Origin of the sequence: Mucilaginibacter sp. AK015 (genome assembly GCF_014200785.1) — a bacterium.
Classification (GTDB): domain Bacteria; phylum Bacteroidota; class Bacteroidia; order Sphingobacteriales; family Sphingobacteriaceae; genus Mucilaginibacter.
In genome coordinates this window covers 1,729,296-1,744,591 of record NZ_JACHCV010000001.1, presented here as the reverse complement: position 1 = coordinate 1,744,591, position 15,296 = coordinate 1,729,296, and the positions used below count along the sequence as shown (strand labels likewise).

At 45.5% G+C, this 15,296-nt stretch carries 23 protein-coding genes; 13 read left to right on the top strand and 10 right to left on the bottom strand.

Annotation, left to right across the window (positions count from 1 at the left end; genetic code table 11):
* Nucleotides 1-510, top strand: a complete 510-nt coding sequence (locus tag HDC91_RS07720; protein ID WP_221262123.1) for a GNAT family N-acetyltransferase — start codon at nucleotides 1-3, stop codon at nucleotides 508-510.
* Between the two features lie 11 nt (nucleotides 511-521).
* Here the strand turns inward: HDC91_RS07720 and HDC91_RS07715 are convergent, their stop codons facing one another.
* Entirely contained in the window at nucleotides 522-734 is a 213-nt protein-coding gene (locus HDC91_RS07715) for a hypothetical protein (RefSeq protein ID WP_162429149.1), read from the bottom strand.
* A gap of 126 nt (nucleotides 735-860) precedes the next feature.
* Here HDC91_RS07715 and HDC91_RS07710 point away from each other — a divergent pair, with 126 nt between their 5' ends.
* Nucleotides 861-1,874: an ABC transporter ATP-binding protein gene (locus tag HDC91_RS07710; RefSeq protein ID WP_183550144.1), complete on the top strand. Its 1,014-nt coding sequence runs from the start codon at nucleotides 861-863 to the stop codon at nucleotides 1,872-1,874.
* A gap of 115 nt (nucleotides 1,875-1,989) precedes the next feature.
* Here HDC91_RS07710 and HDC91_RS07705 read toward each other — a convergent pair whose 3' ends face one another.
* Nucleotides 1,990-3,240, bottom strand: coding sequence for a metallophosphoesterase (locus HDC91_RS07705; protein WP_183550141.1), 1,251 nt, complete (start codon nucleotides 3,238-3,240; stop codon nucleotides 1,990-1,992).
* Nucleotides 3,241-3,345: 105 nt separating this feature from the next.
* On the opposite strand from HDC91_RS07705, the gene HDC91_RS07700 reads away from it, so the two are divergent.
* Nucleotides 3,346-4,170, top strand: a complete 825-nt coding sequence (locus tag HDC91_RS07700) for a family 16 glycosylhydrolase (RefSeq protein WP_183550138.1) — start codon at nucleotides 3,346-3,348, stop codon at nucleotides 4,168-4,170.
* A 41-nt stretch (nucleotides 4,171-4,211) separates the two neighbouring features.
* On the opposite strand, the gene HDC91_RS07695 is transcribed toward HDC91_RS07700, so the two are convergent.
* Nucleotides 4,212-4,472 (bottom strand): hypothetical protein, encoded by a 261-nt coding sequence (locus HDC91_RS07695; RefSeq protein WP_183550135.1) that lies wholly within the window; start codon nucleotides 4,470-4,472, stop codon nucleotides 4,212-4,214.
* Between the two features lie 37 nt (nucleotides 4,473-4,509).
* Nucleotides 4,510-4,683 (bottom strand): hypothetical protein, encoded by a 174-nt coding sequence (locus tag HDC91_RS07690; RefSeq protein WP_162431429.1) that lies wholly within the window; start codon nucleotides 4,681-4,683, stop codon nucleotides 4,510-4,512.
* Nucleotides 4,684-4,890: 207 nt separating this feature from the next.
* On the opposite strand from HDC91_RS07690, the gene HDC91_RS07685 reads away from it, so the two are divergent.
* From HDC91_RS07685 to HDC91_RS07660, 6 genes are all read left to right on the top strand, one after another.
* Nucleotides 4,891-5,373: a VOC family protein gene (locus tag HDC91_RS07685; RefSeq protein ID WP_183550132.1), complete on the top strand. Its 483-nt coding sequence runs from the start codon at nucleotides 4,891-4,893 to the stop codon at nucleotides 5,371-5,373.
* Between the two features lie 66 nt (nucleotides 5,374-5,439).
* Nucleotides 5,440-5,643: a hypothetical protein gene (locus tag HDC91_RS07680; protein WP_183550130.1), complete on the top strand. Its 204-nt coding sequence runs from the start codon at nucleotides 5,440-5,442 to the stop codon at nucleotides 5,641-5,643.
* A 448-nt stretch (nucleotides 5,644-6,091) separates the two neighbouring features.
* Complete coding sequence (locus HDC91_RS07675; RefSeq protein WP_183550127.1) at nucleotides 6,092-6,244, top strand: hypothetical protein; 153 nt, start codon at nucleotides 6,092-6,094, stop codon at nucleotides 6,242-6,244.
* A gap of 51 nt (nucleotides 6,245-6,295) precedes the next feature.
* Nucleotides 6,296-6,940: an HAD family hydrolase gene (locus HDC91_RS07670; RefSeq protein WP_183550124.1), complete on the top strand. Its 645-nt coding sequence runs from the start codon at nucleotides 6,296-6,298 to the stop codon at nucleotides 6,938-6,940.
* 46 nt (nucleotides 6,941-6,986) lie between these two features.
* Nucleotides 6,987-7,646: an MBL fold metallo-hydrolase gene (locus HDC91_RS07665; RefSeq protein WP_183550121.1), complete on the top strand. Its 660-nt coding sequence runs from the start codon at nucleotides 6,987-6,989 to the stop codon at nucleotides 7,644-7,646.
* A gap of 102 nt (nucleotides 7,647-7,748) precedes the next feature.
* Nucleotides 7,749-8,552, top strand: a complete 804-nt coding sequence (locus HDC91_RS07660) for an alpha/beta hydrolase (protein ID WP_183550118.1) — start codon at nucleotides 7,749-7,751, stop codon at nucleotides 8,550-8,552.
* A 64-nt stretch (nucleotides 8,553-8,616) separates the two neighbouring features.
* Here HDC91_RS07660 and HDC91_RS07655 read toward each other — a convergent pair whose 3' ends face one another.
* Together HDC91_RS07655 and HDC91_RS07650 are read right to left on the bottom strand one after the other, a co-directional pair.
* Complete coding sequence (locus HDC91_RS07655) at nucleotides 8,617-8,769, bottom strand: hypothetical protein (RefSeq protein ID WP_183550114.1); 153 nt, start codon at nucleotides 8,767-8,769, stop codon at nucleotides 8,617-8,619.
* Between the two features lie 284 nt (nucleotides 8,770-9,053).
* On the bottom strand, nucleotides 9,054-10,253 hold the full coding sequence (locus tag HDC91_RS07650; RefSeq protein WP_183550111.1) for an ROK family protein: 1,200 nt from the start codon (nucleotides 10,251-10,253) through the stop codon (nucleotides 9,054-9,056).
* A gap of 174 nt (nucleotides 10,254-10,427) precedes the next feature.
* Between HDC91_RS07650 and HDC91_RS07645 the strand changes: the two genes are divergently transcribed.
* On the top strand, nucleotides 10,428-10,982 hold the full coding sequence (locus HDC91_RS07645) for a YdeI family protein (protein WP_183550108.1): 555 nt from the start codon (nucleotides 10,428-10,430) through the stop codon (nucleotides 10,980-10,982).
* Between the two features lie 37 nt (nucleotides 10,983-11,019).
* Here the strand turns inward: HDC91_RS07645 and HDC91_RS07640 are convergent, their stop codons facing one another.
* The 3 genes from HDC91_RS07640 to HDC91_RS07630 form a co-directional block, all read right to left on the bottom strand.
* On the bottom strand, nucleotides 11,020-11,379 hold the full coding sequence (locus HDC91_RS07640) for a DUF1493 family protein (RefSeq protein ID WP_162431437.1): 360 nt from the start codon (nucleotides 11,377-11,379) through the stop codon (nucleotides 11,020-11,022).
* Between the two features lie 173 nt (nucleotides 11,380-11,552).
* On the bottom strand, nucleotides 11,553-12,053 hold the full coding sequence (locus HDC91_RS07635) for a GNAT family N-acetyltransferase (protein WP_255476671.1): 501 nt from the start codon (nucleotides 12,051-12,053) through the stop codon (nucleotides 11,553-11,555).
* A gap of 57 nt (nucleotides 12,054-12,110) precedes the next feature.
* Nucleotides 12,111-12,446 (bottom strand): cupin domain-containing protein, encoded by a 336-nt coding sequence (locus HDC91_RS07630; protein ID WP_183550102.1) that lies wholly within the window; start codon nucleotides 12,444-12,446, stop codon nucleotides 12,111-12,113.
* A 164-nt stretch (nucleotides 12,447-12,610) separates the two neighbouring features.
* Here HDC91_RS07630 and HDC91_RS07625 point away from each other — a divergent pair, with 164 nt between their 5' ends.
* The 3 genes from HDC91_RS07625 to HDC91_RS07615 all read left to right on the top strand — a co-directional run bounded on the left by HDC91_RS07625 (nucleotide 12,611) and on the right by HDC91_RS07615 (nucleotide 14,244).
* Nucleotides 12,611-13,528, top strand: a complete 918-nt coding sequence (locus HDC91_RS07625; RefSeq protein WP_183550100.1) for a DnaJ C-terminal domain-containing protein — start codon at nucleotides 12,611-12,613, stop codon at nucleotides 13,526-13,528.
* 4 nt (nucleotides 13,529-13,532) lie between these two features.
* A complete protein-coding gene (locus tag HDC91_RS07620; RefSeq protein ID WP_183550097.1) occupies nucleotides 13,533-13,826 on the top strand; it encodes a chaperone modulator CbpM in 294 nt (97 codons plus the stop codon).
* A gap of 94 nt (nucleotides 13,827-13,920) precedes the next feature.
* Nucleotides 13,921-14,244 carry a hypothetical protein gene (locus HDC91_RS07615; RefSeq protein ID WP_183550094.1) on the top strand — a complete coding sequence of 108 codons (324 nt, stop codon included), beginning with the start codon at nucleotides 13,921-13,923 and terminating at the stop codon, nucleotides 14,242-14,244.
* Nucleotides 14,245-14,414: 170 nt separating this feature from the next.
* On the opposite strand, the gene HDC91_RS07610 is transcribed toward HDC91_RS07615, so the two are convergent.
* Entirely contained in the window at nucleotides 14,415-15,185 is a 771-nt protein-coding gene (locus tag HDC91_RS07610; protein ID WP_183550091.1) for an enoyl-CoA hydratase/isomerase family protein, read from the bottom strand.
* Nucleotides 15,186-15,296 lie beyond the last annotated feature (111 nt).

Below are 15,296 nucleotides of genomic sequence, written 5' to 3'. Positions count from 1 at the left end.
ATGGCACCAAAACGTTTCGACTGGGTTCCGTCTGCTTATACAGATTATATGCAAAACATCACCATCCGCGAGGCCACATTGGCTGATATGGACATCCTGCTGCAGTTCGAGCAGGGTGTTATTTCCGCCGAGCGGCCGTTTGATCCTACAATCAAGGGCGAACACATCAATTATTACGACCTTAACGAGTTTATAACCGCCCCGAACATTTACCTGGCCCTGGCCGAACTGAACGGCCAGGTCATCGGCAGCGGCTACGCCCGAATAGAGACTTCAAAGATCTACCTGAAGCACCGGCAGTATGCCTACCTTGGCTTTATGTATGTGCTGCCGCAGCACCGTGGCAAGGGCGTAAACAAGCTTATCATCCAGGCGTTAAAAAACTGGGCGCTTAAACAGGGCATAACCGAGCTGCGCCTGCAGGTTTATAATCAAAATGCGCCTGCTATAAAAGCCTATGAAAAAGTTGGCTTCAGCCGGCACATGATCGAGATGCGGATGGGGTTATAGCCTCCGCCGCTTTACGATTTTTTCGCGGTAGCAACAATTACAATCCCGCCCACTAACAGTATCCCACCCAGGTACGGTGGCCAGTTAACCGTTTTTTGCTTGTCTGCAGATACCTGGATCGGCCCGGCATCAACAATTTTCTCTTTCTTGGTATAAGTAAAGCCCGTCCATATTAGCATTGCCGCGCCAATTACGATGAGTACTATGCCGATTGTTTTATTCATGATATTAGTTTTTTGGTTTGATAGTACAATACCAGTTTAGCCCTAATTGTTTTTAACTTTTTTTTGCCGATAGCTTTTTATAGATTAGGTTTGAGACAATTAAACTATTGATCACTCCGCGGTAAAATGAAAGATGACCTGATACTGGAAACCATATCGGTTACCAAGAATTTTTTTGGCGATAAATCATCAGGGGTTAATAACATCACCGTTTTTATACCAAAGGGCAAAATTACAGCCATTGTGGGCGAAAGCGGCAGCGGTAAAACCACACTGCTTAAGCTGCTGTCAGGCACCATGAAGCCCGACTCGGGCGATGTGTTTTTTCACGGTCAGCCGCTGCCTGTACGTACCGCTCATGTTACATCGGCACATACCGTTATTACCATGGTGAGCCAGGACAATACGGATATGAGCATGGGTGCCACCGTGTGGGATAACGTTGCAAATGGCCTGCCTACCGAGGATGCAAACTATAAGATACAGAAAACCACGCAGGCGCTGAACCTGCTGGGGATATACGACCTGCGCGATCAACCCTTTGGCAAACTTAGCGGCGGCGAAAAGCAGCGGGTTACCATTGCCAAAGCCCTGATAAACCGCCCCGAAGTGCTGATGCTGGATGAACCCTTTAACCAGGTAGATGCCAATTACCGCGAAAGCCTGCAGCACGATATACGGCAGATAGTAAAAGAATGGGGCGTTACCGTGATACTGGTATCGCACGACCCCGCCGAATTGCTTTCAATGGCAGATGAACTGATCGTGATAAAGGAGGGCGAGATAGTGGAGTATGGTTCCCCCGAGGAGCTTTACCATAAACCCAAGTTACTATATACATCAAAAATATTGGTAAGCTGCAGCGAACTCTCGGCTGCGCAGGCAAAGGTATGCGGCATCAAATCAAAACGGGGAACGGTAGTTATTTATGCCGAGCATATCAGTATTGCCCCCCTGACTATGGGCGCCAAATGGACGGTAAAGCAAGTGTTGTTTAAAGGTTTTTTTGAAGAGCTGATCATCGAGCGCGAAGAGGTAACCCTGCGGGTTATCAACTACGACCGGCGCAAACATCCCGTTGGCAGCAAAATATGTATCCGTATTAAAAAATACTATGAGTTTGGAAAGTGGTTGAGTTAAGATATTAACTCTTTCTCCGCGTCATTGCGAGGTACGAAGCAATCTCCTGATATGCCATGTAGCCGACCGATCCTAAAGAGATTGCTTCGTACCTCGCAATGACGGGCTTATTATATTAAACCCTCTTCTTCAACGTTAGCACCGTTACCTCCGGCCAGATACCTAAACGGCCGGAAAACGCCAGGAAGCCAAAGCCCCGGTTGATGTACAGGTAGCGGTTATTATGTTTAGCCAGGCCGGCCCAATCGGGGTAGCGGTATTTTACAGGGCTCCACCTTAACCACGATGCTTCAACCCCAAACTGCGCGCCATGGGTATGCCCGGCAAGCGTAAGGTGCACATCGGTAGGGTGCTGCTTTACAATTTTTTCCCAATGGGTTGGGTCGTGCGAGAGCAGGATCTTAAAGGCATCTTTATCAACCCCGGCCAGGGCCTTATCAAGGTCGCCAAGTTGAATAAAGCCTTCGCCCCAGTTCTCTACGCCGATGAGCGATATTTTTTGTCCGCCTTTTTCGATCACCACATTCTGATTAAGCAACAAGCGATAACCCAAGTCGGCATGATGTTGCTTTAGTTTGGCTAAATTAGCCCGTTTTTCCTGCTCGCTATCCCAATGAATGTAGTCGCCATAATCATGGTTGCCCAGGATAGAGAACTGCCCGTAAGGCGCTTTTATCTGCCCAAAACGGTCGATGTATTGTTCAATTTCCCAGGCGGCATTGTTCACCAAGTCGCCGGTGAACACAAACAAGTCGGATTTTTGCGCTTTTGCCAGGTCGATACCCCGCTGCATGGCTTTTACATTATCAAAGCTGCCCGAGTGAATATCTGATAGCTGGGTAATGGTGAAGCCGTCGAAGCCATCCGGCAGGTCATCAAAATAAATGGTTTGCCGGTGTACCTTATAATCATATTTACCCCGAAACATGGCATAAAAGAACGATGTAAAAGGTATAGCGGCCACCAAGATGGCTATTTCGGTAATAAATTTGCGCCGCGAGGGAAAAAACGCGCCGCCCGATTTGCTGTCGGTGCTAACAGCGTGCGCAATGCCGTAAAAGAAGCGGCCAAGGTCGCCTAAGGAAAGCACTATCACAAAAACCAACTTGGTAACAAAAAAGGTAAGGAACAGGCTTAGCATCCATTCGTGAAATGGTGTCATGCCCCGGGCGCTGCTCATGCTGCCTAATCCAAGCAAAAAAACCACGGTTACACCCACAGAAACCACCAGGAACCCCCAGGTAACTAACTGCCGCAATGGCCGTGATTGCCAATCGGCTGTAAAGGTGCGCAACCCGTTAAAAACATACCAGTCCATTAACAGGGTGATAGCCGATATTATAAGAAATATTTTGAGAAACTTCATTGATATCAATCCATTAAGCCGCAATATAAAAAAGGTAAGGTAATTGCTTTGTAAAAACACAGATTTCAAGGTAATTACCTATTTTAGCTATCCAATTATACTTACATGCAAGCACGTTTAATAGGCCTGTTGGCTCTTTTAGCAGCATCAACAGCAGTTGTTGCGCAGCCCTCAAAAAGGGATACCGTATTTTTTGATGATTTTAAGGAAGGTACGCTTGACCGCAGCAAATGGAATGTAGAAGTTACAGGCCATACCGTAAACGACGAACAACAAGCGTATGTTGATTCGGCCGCTACCATCTATATTGAAAATGGTACGCTGGTTTTAAGGGCGCTGTATAAGCCGGGTTATACCAGCAAACAGGGCAATAAGTATGATTTTATAAGCGGGCGCATCAACACGAGCAATAAGGTAATGTTTACTTATGGCAGCGCTTCGGCACGTATGAAGGTTGCCGGAGGCGAGGGCATGTGGCCGGCATTTTGGGCCTTAGGCAAAGGCAAATGGCCCGATTGCGGCGAGATTGATGTGATGGAAACCGTTGGCGATACAACCTGGACCAGCAACGCCTTGCACGGGCCGGGCTACTTTGGCAATACACCGCTGGTTTATCGCGCGCACTTCTCAAAAGGTACCGATGCTACCCAATGGCATGTTTATAGTGTTGACTGGACGGAAAACAGTTTAACTTTTAAGGTAGACGGCTTAGTTACCTATAAGGTTACCAAAGCTATGGCCGAAAAGTATGGCCGCTGGGCGTTTGACAATCCTAAGTTTTTAATATTGAACTTTGCCGTGGGCGGCGGGTATCCAAATTCGGTAAATAAGGTTTCTAAGCCCTATTACGGCCTGTCGCAGGCCTCGGTCGATAAGATCAAAGCCGGTAACGCCAGGGTTTATGTAGATTGGGTGCTGGTAACAAAATAAAGAGGAAGCCCTGCCTGGTAATCAGGGGGGGTTCCTCTTTATTAATAGTGGCGTATTACAACGCGCCTGTGGTGCGGGCGATAGTAAACCGGCCTGGCTACCACTACAGTGCGGCGGTAACGCGGGCGGCTATGGTACCTGTTAACTACTACAACACGGCGTGCAACGGGCCGCTCAACCACCACAGTGCGTACGGGGGGCGGCGGTGTGCCAATTTGTGCGCTTACAACTACTTGCGCTTTCGCGCCTTCAACGGCAAACATGGCAACGGTGGCCACTGCTAATACTTTAAGAAATTTCATAGATGCTATATATTGTTGTTAAACTTTAATTTGCTGATCAATATCCACGGTTGTGATCATTATAACGATTGTCATGATGATCGTTGTGGTAGCGGTCATGATGATAGCGGTCGTAGTTACGCCTACCGCGATGGTTTTCAATTGAGCACCCCGATAATGCTGCTGCGCCGAATATCAATAACGCTAACAGTTTTGTTATTTCCTTTTTCATGATCTGTCTTTTTTAAATTTATAATTGCTGTTGTTATATATTAAACCTGCATCACGATTGTAGGTTTAAAGCGGTAAGCCAACATCAACTAAAAAGTTACAAAGACCGACATGTAAAGTATAGATGTATTTGTTACAACTATTATCAAAAAAAAATCAATAGAATAGTTCGTAAAGTGTATATTTAACACGTATAACAATCCCTCAAATGTTAAACTATAGCCAATTTAAACCATTACAAAAAGCTGCGTTTAAAGCTGCGGTTGCGCTGTTATTAAGCGTACCAACAATAAGCAATGCGCAAACTGCCGCCAAAACGGTTTTTAACCACGTTGCGCTTTGCTCAAAGGACCTCAAAAAAAGTAACGAATTTTATACGTCGGTTTTAAACTTAAAAATAATACCCAATCCCTTTAAAGATACCGTACATACCTGGTACAGCATTGCACCCAATATTGCCATGCATGTAATACAGGGTGGCTGCTCAACAGCGCCAAAACTTATCGGCGACCATATTTGTTTCAGCGTGCCTGCAATTAACCCCTTCATTGCTATGCTTAAGCAAAAAAATATCCCTTATACAAACTGGAAAGGCGTGCCAAACCAGGTAGAACACCGCATAGACGGTGTATCGCAGGTTTATATTCAAGACCCTGACGGTTATTGGATAGAAGTAAACGACGCGAAGTAATTTAGCAACCTAAGCCATACTAGCTCAAAACCTAAAAGGGGTAACCCTTGCCAGTACATCACAGTTATGAAGGGATATGTAAATATACCTAAATCTATTTATTGCAAAACCTGTAAACATTGCGGTACACGCCCTATTATCGCCCGTATTAATAATGCAGGCTATGTGGTTAAATGCCCTAAGGACGATAACCACTATCAAACAACTCCGGGCTTAATTGACATTGAAGACTGGAATATTCATAACACGGTATTATACGAACAAGAGTAGGAAGAGGCTTGGTCGTTTCGCGAGTTAATTTAGCCGTCCCCGACAGCTATCGGGATTCGCCCGGTCACCTTCTCTTCACCTCGCGGAAAGAGGGTCTCTGAATTTTTCCTCACCTTTTTTGCGAAGTGGAGAGGATCGACAAGTGCAGCGTAGTCGGGTGAGTTAGCTAACCAAACGGGAAATTTTACTCACCCCGCGGCGCTACGCGCGCGACCCTCTCTTCGCCTGCGGCGGAAAGAGGGTGAGCTTCCATTTTCTTTCCCACCCTCTTTGCGAAGCAGAGAGGGTCGACAAGCGAAGCGAGGTCGGGGTGAGTAAACTGTGTGTTACACGGTCACAGCAATTGTTTTCGCGGCTAATGGGTAACATCCGCTTTACAATAGCGTAATTGTTAAACCAATCAAATTTTTCATGGTCACATACACAACAATCACAATATATATATGCCATGAAAGACGCCATCAAGACCATATTAAGCGATATTAACCACGTAATTATTAAAGGCGAATCTGACAAGACCGAGCAGGCGCGGGTTTTTTTATTATTAGCCATACCGTCAATATGCGCCGTGTTTACCTTTGGGCCGCCGCTGTTGTACTAATTACTTTTAGTAAACAGTCCACTAAAAATAATCTGCTACTTTTGCGGCACGATGGACAGCTTACAAGATAAATTCGACAGTATAATTTTCGACCTGGACGGTACCCTTTGGGATAGTACCGAAACCATTACCCGGGCCTGGCAAGCGGCGCTTGCGCAGGCGCCCTATATGAGCCATGAGGTAATGACCCGCGAGCGCGTGCGCTCGATAACCGGTATGACCTACGACAGGATCTTCGAAACTCTGTTCCCGGCTTTAACAACAGAACAACGCGCCGAAGTGCAGCGTTTGTGCTCAATAGCTGAGCTGGACATATTACATAAGCAGGGCGGCACACTTTACCCAGACCTTGCTGAAACGCTGGCTTACCTTGGCGAAAAGTATAAACTGTACATCGTAAGCAATTGCCAGAGCGGATACATCGAGCTTTTTTTAGATATCCATAACATGCACCCTTATTTCCGGGCGCACCAATGCTATGGTACTAAAGGCAACCCTAAAGCCGATAATATAAAGGATATAGTAAACGATCATGAGCTTAAAAGCCCCGTTTATGTGGGTGATACCCTTGGTGATCATGAATCGGCCACCAAAGCGGGTGTTCCGTTTATTTTCGCTTCGTACGGTTTTGGCGAAGTTACAGGCGGGCAGGTTGCAACCATCAATAACTTCCGCGAGTTAAAACAACTGCTGTAAAAAAACCTTTATCTACGGCGAAAGTTTATAGTGTATCATGAATCATATGAAAATCACTAAATACTTACATTCGTGCCTTGTTTTTGAGCTGGATAGGTATAAGCTGCTGTTCGACCCCGGTAAGTTTAGCTTTGCTGAAGGACGGGTTACACCACAAATGTTCGCGGATATAAACAGTATTATTATTACGCACATCCATCCCGATCACCTCGATATCGAAAACCTGAAAACGATATTGGCCTTGAGTGATGCTACTTTATATACTAACGCAGAAGTAGGGGCAGCTATTCAGACAGAGGGCATTCAATTTAAAGTGATAGAAAAAGGCTTTTACCACATAGGCCCCTTTAAATTAGAGGCTATTCCCGTACAGCACGAGCCCCTGCTGGATAACCCTATACCGCAGATGACCGGCTTTATTATTAATGATAAGGTGCTTCACCCTGTTGATTCGATGGAGGCTAAGCTTACCGGATATAAAAATATCGATCTGTTGCTGATGGTTACTATGGCGCCTTTTACAAACGAACTGCGCATAGCCGCCTTTGCCGATGCCGTAAACCCCAAACAGATACTACCTGTGCACGATGGATATGCCAAAGACTTTTTTATTGAACAGCGCTATGATAATTATAGCACACACTTTAAAAAGGCCGGCATTAAATTTCATAAAGTATACCGGGTTGGGGATAGCGTAATACTTTAATAATCAAGTATCTATATTAAATATACAAACCTGAATTACTTAATAAGTAAATTATTAAATCTTTGGTATGTTTTTGGGAGTGATTAGCAAAACTAACTGTCTATGAAAACGATCATATTTATCCATGGCATGTTCCAAAATCCCAAAAGCTGGAACAACTGGGTAACTTACTTTACTAACAAAGGTTACAATTGCCTGGCCCCCGCGTGGCCAAAGCATGAAGGCGAGCCGGAAGACCTGCGTAACTATCCGCCTGAAGGGCTTGGAGATCTGCGGCTTAACAACATTGTAGAAAATATAGAAGCGCTGATACGTGTGCAGGATGAGCCACCTATTTTAATTGGCCACTCGGTTGGAGGGCTGATAGTTCAGCTGATGGTAGCCAAAGGCCTTGCTGATATGGGCGTTGCCATAAGCGCGGTTGCGCCAAATACCATGCTTGCCTTTGATTGGGGTTTTATGAAAAACAGCGCGTTAATAGCTAACCCGTTTAAAGATAATCAGCCATTTTATACAGACCCGGAAAGTTTTCATGAGTCGTTTTGTAATACGATGAGCATCGAGGATAGTAAAGCAGCTTTTGAAGAAACCGCCACCCACGACAGCCGTAATGTGTTACGCGATTGTATGGGCGAGGATAGCGAAATTGATACCGGGATGCCGCATTCGCCGCTGTTATTTATTGGTGCCGAAAAGGATGAGATAATACCCGCCGAGCTTTGCCAGCGAAACGCCGAAGCGTATGAAGATGATTCGAGCATATCAGATTATAAAGAATTTGCCAACCGCGGCCATTGGATATGCGGGCAGGATGGCTGGGAAGAAGTTGCCGGTTACATTGCGGAATGGCTGGAGCAGCACAAAATAATTAAGTATCACGCTAACCCTATAGAAGCCAACCAATAATATTTGTAAGCAGTATTGATGAACTCTTATGTGCCGGCGTGTGGCGCATGAGGGTTTTTTTGTTTCAGACCATTTTTGTTGAATCCGTTACCCTTAAATATAAAAACCCGCCCAAAACTGATACGGGCGCGAAGATAAACATGGCGAACAACTGCGTCCAATGGGTGCCGCTGGCAGTTGCAAGCGATATTGCAGCAAACACAAAAATAACTGCCATTAAGATATAGTTTAAGGTTAACCTTTTCTGCTTTGCTATCAGTTGTAAAACAAAACCGGCAATAACAGAAAATACGATGCCGTAAGCTATTGTTATAATTTTAAATGCCATCGGCGCTTCTGCATGCGGTTTTTGTCCCGTAAAAATAAATAAGCACACAGAGCTAATGGCAAATATTAAGTAACCAGCTATAACTGATAAAATGTTCCTCATCATTTGTTAAATTTTTAACGGGTGGGTTGCAACAGTCAAAAACCATTCACCATTTAACCACTCAACAATACCTATTTTGCCTTCTCCTCTTTGTCAAAGTTTTCCATCACCAGCACGGCGGCGCCAATCAGCTCGGCATCAAAACCTAATGATGATATCAGCAATTCGGTTCCGGATGAAAGGCGCGGAATGCAATATTTATGCAAAGCCTGCTGTATAGGTGCCATCAGTATTTTGCCAACCTTAGCGCCGCGGCCGCTTAAAACGATGTTTGCCGGGTTCATGATATGAATAAGGATAGCCAGCGCCTTGCCAATTTTATAGCCGGCATCGGTAAGCAGTTCAATGGCAAACTGGTCGCCTTGGTTTGCGGCCTCCATCAGGTCTTCGCCCATTAGTTTCGATTGGCCGTGATGTGGTTTAAGGCTGGTTACCCGTCCTTTTTTTATACCTTCTTCGGCCTTTTCGGCTACCACCAGCATTGATGCCTCAGCCTCCAGGCAGCCGCGTTTACCGCAAACGCACAATGCGCCGTTGTCTGACAAGGGAATGTGGCTCAACTCACCCGCAAAACCGTTATAGCCTCTAAATATTTTCCCGTCAATGATCATCCCCAGGCCAATGCCCCAGCCCAGGTTTATCACCATTACTTCCTGTTGCGAACGCGCTATACCAAACTTTTGCTCGGCAAGGGCTATCAGGCTGCTATCGTTATCAATGTAAGTGGTGATGCCGGTTTCTTTTGCAATGTATTTGCTCAGGCTTTCGCCGCCCGCATCAAGGTAAGTGTAGTTAATGCCTTCAACCGCGTTTATAAAACCGGGCATACCTATGCCAATACCCGCTATTTTCTTTTTTTGGATGCCGCTCCCTTCTACATATTGGTTTAAATGGCTGATAAGCTGAGGCAAAGCATCGTCGTTATTGTGTAGCTTAAGCTCTACCGTGGCCATTTCGGCAACCGGGTTGTTATTAAGGTCAATAAGTTGTATGCGCGCCGATAGCTGGTCCATTGCCACAGCCAGTATAAACATGGCGTTGGTGTTGATGGCATACATCAAAGGCCGCCTGCCGCCGCTTGATGGCGCGTAGCCCTGTTCTATTACAAAGCCCTCTTTAATAAGCTCGTTTATAGCTTTAGCTATCGAGGGGATGCTTTTATCAAAAAGTTGGCTTAATCCAGCGCACGACATCGCTTTATCAAAATATAATCTTTTGATGATCATGTTTTTTAACCATCCGCTTTTTACACCAGTGCCTTTTATTTCCATGAAGTAGCTGCTTGCCTTTAAATAGTTGTAGGATATTTTCTGCTATAAAATTATAAATAATGCTGTAAAGCGCAATAAGTTGAAAAACTTTTTAAAATTTTATAAATACACATAGCTTGTTAAACAGGATAAAAGGGCTGCTAAAATTAAGGCCCCGGTTGTATATTAGCTGCGATGGAACCCCGATTTTTTGAAACGCCGGCCGATTTTAGGCAATGGCTGCAGGAGCATGCTGCAACTGAAACCGAATTACTGGTTGGCTTTTATAAAACCGGCAGCGGTAAGCCGGGCATTACCTGGCCGCAATCTGTTGATGAGGCCTTGTGTTTTGGCTGGATAGACGGCGTGCGCAAATCGCTTGGTGACGAAAGTTATACCATACGTTTTACACCGCGTAAACCAAACAGTATATGGAGTGCCGTTAACATAAAGAAGGTGGCCGAGTTAACCGAAAAGGGCCTGATGCAACCCGCGGGCATCGCCGCTTTTGCAAAGCGTAAAGAAGAAAAATCGGCCATTTACAGCTTCGAGAACGAAGTGATGGAGTTGAAGCCCGAATACGAACAGCAATTTAAAGCCAGCAAAAAGGCGTGGGAGTTTTTCCAGGCACAGGCACCGTGGTATAAAAAGGTTTCTATCCACCGTATCATGACCGCTAAACAGGAGAAAACACAACTTAGCCGATTACAAGCATTGATAAAAGTGAGTGAGAATGGAGAGCGGAATTAGTGGATTTTGAAATGCGGTTTGAGGTATACGAGTAACCCTATACCAGCCTGCCGTTTTGTAAAGCATTGTTCAATACAGCTACCTTAAACTTTGGCTTATAACAATAACTCGCAAGCCGTTTAACCCATGGCCGCCTGTAACCAAACATCAGCTTTAGCATACGCACCCTGGCCGAACCTTTGGGGTATCCGTATTTATACCAGCTGAACTTTGAATTGTCAACCTTAAAATGTTCGGCAAATTCGGCCAAAAAAAGGTCTATTTCTATATCGTATATGTCAAGGTCAAGGTCAACGCTGGTGTCGGCGTTCAGCAGCGCGGGGTCTAACCGATAAACCTTATACCGATTACAGTAATCAACTATAAAATCTTTTAACTGCGGTTCGATCTGCTCCATACAATGCCTTAATAGTTTATTAAAAGACACCGTTTTTTGCCCGGCGTTGCATTTTAAAAATACAAAAGGGTTTCAAATACTCAAAAATTTAACTTTTATTAACGGATGGCCTCACCCCAACCCTCTCCAAAGGAGAGGGAGCAAGAATTTAAAGTCCTCTCCTTTGGAGAGGATTAGGTGAGGCTTTTTTCCAGTTTATACATTTCTATGGGGTGTTTTAATATACCGTTACGCTCGCTGATCTTCAGCGGTATAACCTCGCCGGTTTTGCTGTAGCCACGCCGTTCGTACCAATCCAGCAATTCGGTGCGGGTAGTAATAACCGTCATTTCAATGGTGCGGCAATTAATGCTCAGGGCGTAATCTTCGGCAGCTGTTAGCAGTTGCCTGCCCAGGCCGTTTGCCTGTAACGCTGGCGATACGGTAAGCATACCCAGGTAAATTTTTTGTCCGCGTTTTTGCAGGTACACGCAGCCGTTTATCCGGCCATCTTCGTTAGTATTTTTAAGGATAACCGCGTCGGGATCGTTTAGCTGTTCCACTACCCCCTCCTGGTCAATCCGTTGTCCGCCAATCAGGTTTGCTTCTGTGGTCCAGCCTTTTTTCGAGCTTTCGCCCCTGTAGGCAGCGTTTATAAGCGTAGCCAGTTCGGGCGCATCACCAAGGGTTGCCATTTTAATATACATGCAGCAAATTTATCAAATTGCATTTAAACCGCACGGAGCCGGTATTTATAGTTTTTGATAATCTTCCCTCACCGGGCTGAATATATCTATCAACTTGCAATCGGTTATGGCTAAACCGCTGTGGCGTACGTTGGGCGGTATAACCGCAAACGTACCTGCATCAAGTATTTTGGGTTCGTCATTAACAGTTAGTTGAAACTTCCCTTCAATTACAAAGGCGCATTGCTCATGAATGTGCGCATGGTCGGGTACCGAGTTGCCGGCCTTAACCTCAATAAAGTTAATGGTGTTGGTTGCGGTATGTATCAGCTTTGAGAAATAGCCGGGCGCAATTTCTTTAGTTTCAATATCGGCGAAACGGCGGATGATATTATTGTTCATAAGTATTGATCTTTAAACGTATATTGTTATGCGGCGTAGGCCAGCGTGCTGCCGCGCGCATACGGTTTAGCGGGTGTAATTTATGTAAAACAGGCTTAATTAAACAGCCCTGTTAAAACTTAAGCCCACGCTCCGTCGTTTAAATAAATACATTGTAATAAGCTATGGCATTTATTGATTATTATAAGATACTTGGCGTAAACAAAAACGCATCCGAAAAAGAAATAAAAAGCGCTTATCGTAAAATGGCCCGCAAATACCACCCGGACGTTAATCCTAACGATGCGGAAGCCGAAAAGCAATTTAAGCAGGTGAACGAAGCTAACGAGGTTTTAAGCGACCCCGAAAAACGCAAAAAATACGATAAGTATGGCGAAAACTGGCAGCACGGCGAAGCTTACGAGCAGCAGGCGAGGCAGCAAAACCAGCAGCGCAGCTATGGGGGCGGTGGTAGCGCGCAAGGTTTTGGCGGGTACGATTTTGGCGGCGGTGGCGGAGATTTTTCTGATTTCTTTAATTCGATGTTTGGCGGAGGCCCGCCGGGCAGTGGGAGCGGGGGCAGGCAATCGGCACGTTACCGGGGGCAGGATATGAACGCGCAGCTGCAGCTAAGCCTGCGGGACATACTGGAATCAAAAAAGCAAACCATAACCGTTAACGGTAAAAACATACGCCTCACTATCCCGGCAGGCATAGAGAACGGGCAGACCATAAAAATTGCCGGGCATGGCGGCCCCGGCAGCAATGGGGCACCTGCCGGCGATTTGTATATAACCTTTTCCATCCCGGATGACTCGGAATTTAAACGGGTAGGTAATGATCTGTACCGCACGGTAAACATCGATCTTTATACCGCCGTTTTGGGGGGTGAAATTACAGCCGATACCTTAACAGGCAAGGTAAAACTGAAAGTGCAGCCGGGCACGCAGCCGGGCGCCAAAGTTAAGCTGAAGGGCAAGGGTGTGCCGGTTTATAAAAAGGAATCGCATTTTGGCGACCTTTACCTCACCTACAATGTACAGCTGCCCACCAGCCTTACCGCTAAACAAAAAGAGTTATTTGAAGAACTGGCTAAATCATAAACCGATGAGAACCGAGAATTTAATAACCGTGAACGACTTTTGTGTGTACCATAACGTGGAATATACTTTTGTTGATTACCTGGCCGAGGCCGGGCTGGTTAAGGTAACAACCGTTAACAAAACCAACTGCATACCTATTGATGAGATACAAAAGCTGGAGCGCATGGTACGGCTGCACAACGAGCTTGAAATAAACGAACCGGGGATTGCAACGATAAATAATTTGCTGCAAAAGCTGGAAGATATGCAGCAGGAAATGAGTATTTTAAGAAGCAAATTGAAGCTTTACGAAGGGTGATACTGAAAAAAGCGTGATTTTTTATTAAACCCCTGTACACCGATCGTGTCATAGAGGTAAATGAAACTATAATTGTTAATAAAAATTCACTGCCATGAAGATCATTAAAATTTCAATAATTGCGATAGTATTAACCTTTAGCATGCAACTGGCGAAAGCACAGGTTAGCGTAGGTATAGGAGTAAATATAGGCACGCCGGTACACAGGGTAGTAGAAAGGCCTTATTATTATGACGATTTTGGCCGCGTTGTTTACTACGAGCGCCCGGTTTATGCAACCCGTTATTACGCACGCCCGGTTTACCGTACAAGATATTACACCCGCCCGGTTTACCGCAATGTAGTTGTATATAACAAACATTATTATCACGGTCGTGGTTGGGGTCATGGTCATGGTCATGGCCACGGAAGGCATTAATCTGGAAATACGAGAACGCACTATCTTGAATAATAAAAAAACCCGCACTTAGCGGGTTTTTTTGTTGTATTGTACCTTGCCAGAATTTCGGTGTCGCACTTGCCATGCTTATCGCGGTCATTCTGTCGCTGATCCAAAAGTTACAGTCATTTGTATTTAGAGGCGATTATTTACTTCTTTAAAAACGCATTGAGCGCTTGCTGCGTAAACTCAGACAGTACCAGTTCGCCACTGATGGCGGCCCGGTTGGTAAGCAATTGGTCCCAGTCTTCGGTGCCCTCCCAAAGTATCTGTTTGAGGCCCTTAAGCGCCTCTGGATGATATGACGCAAGTTTGCGTGTCAGTATCCCTAACGCTTCATCCAATTGCTTTATATCGCCGTAAACTTCGTTAAACAAACCCTTTTGCATGGCCCATTGTGCCGATTGAAAATCGATAGCACGGATAGTGAGCTGCGAAAATGCCGGCAACCCTATTTTGCGTATAACCGCCGGCGATATTACAAACGGCCCGATACCAATGGCAAGTTCGCTTAATTTTATCGATGCCGCTTCGGTAGCCAGGCAATAATCGGCGCCGGCAGCAAGGCCCACCCCGCCGCCAACCGCCTTGCCCTGTATACGCGCAATAATGATCTTGGGCGATTTCCGGCAGGCATTAATCACGTTGGCAAACCCGGAAAAAAAAACTGCGCCCGCTTGTTTATCCTTTATCTGCAGTAGTTCGTCAAAGCTGGCCCCCGCGCAAAAGGTACGCTCGCCGGCGCTTTGTAATACAATCACTTTAACAGCCGGGTTGGTACCGGCCTCATTAATTTCTTCGGTAAGCGCCTGCAGCAGGTGAGCGGGCAGCGAGTTTTGCGCAGGGTGATAAAAGCCTATGGTAGCTATGCCATCGGCACTTATGTTAACTGCTACATTTCCATTTGGTGAATCTGTCATTGCATGTTTTAGATAATGGCGTGCCAATATCCGCAAATTTAAATTAATCACAAATTTTACGGATACCTGTATGTAACCGCCGGTTTATATAGAGCGTCACAAAGCTTAATC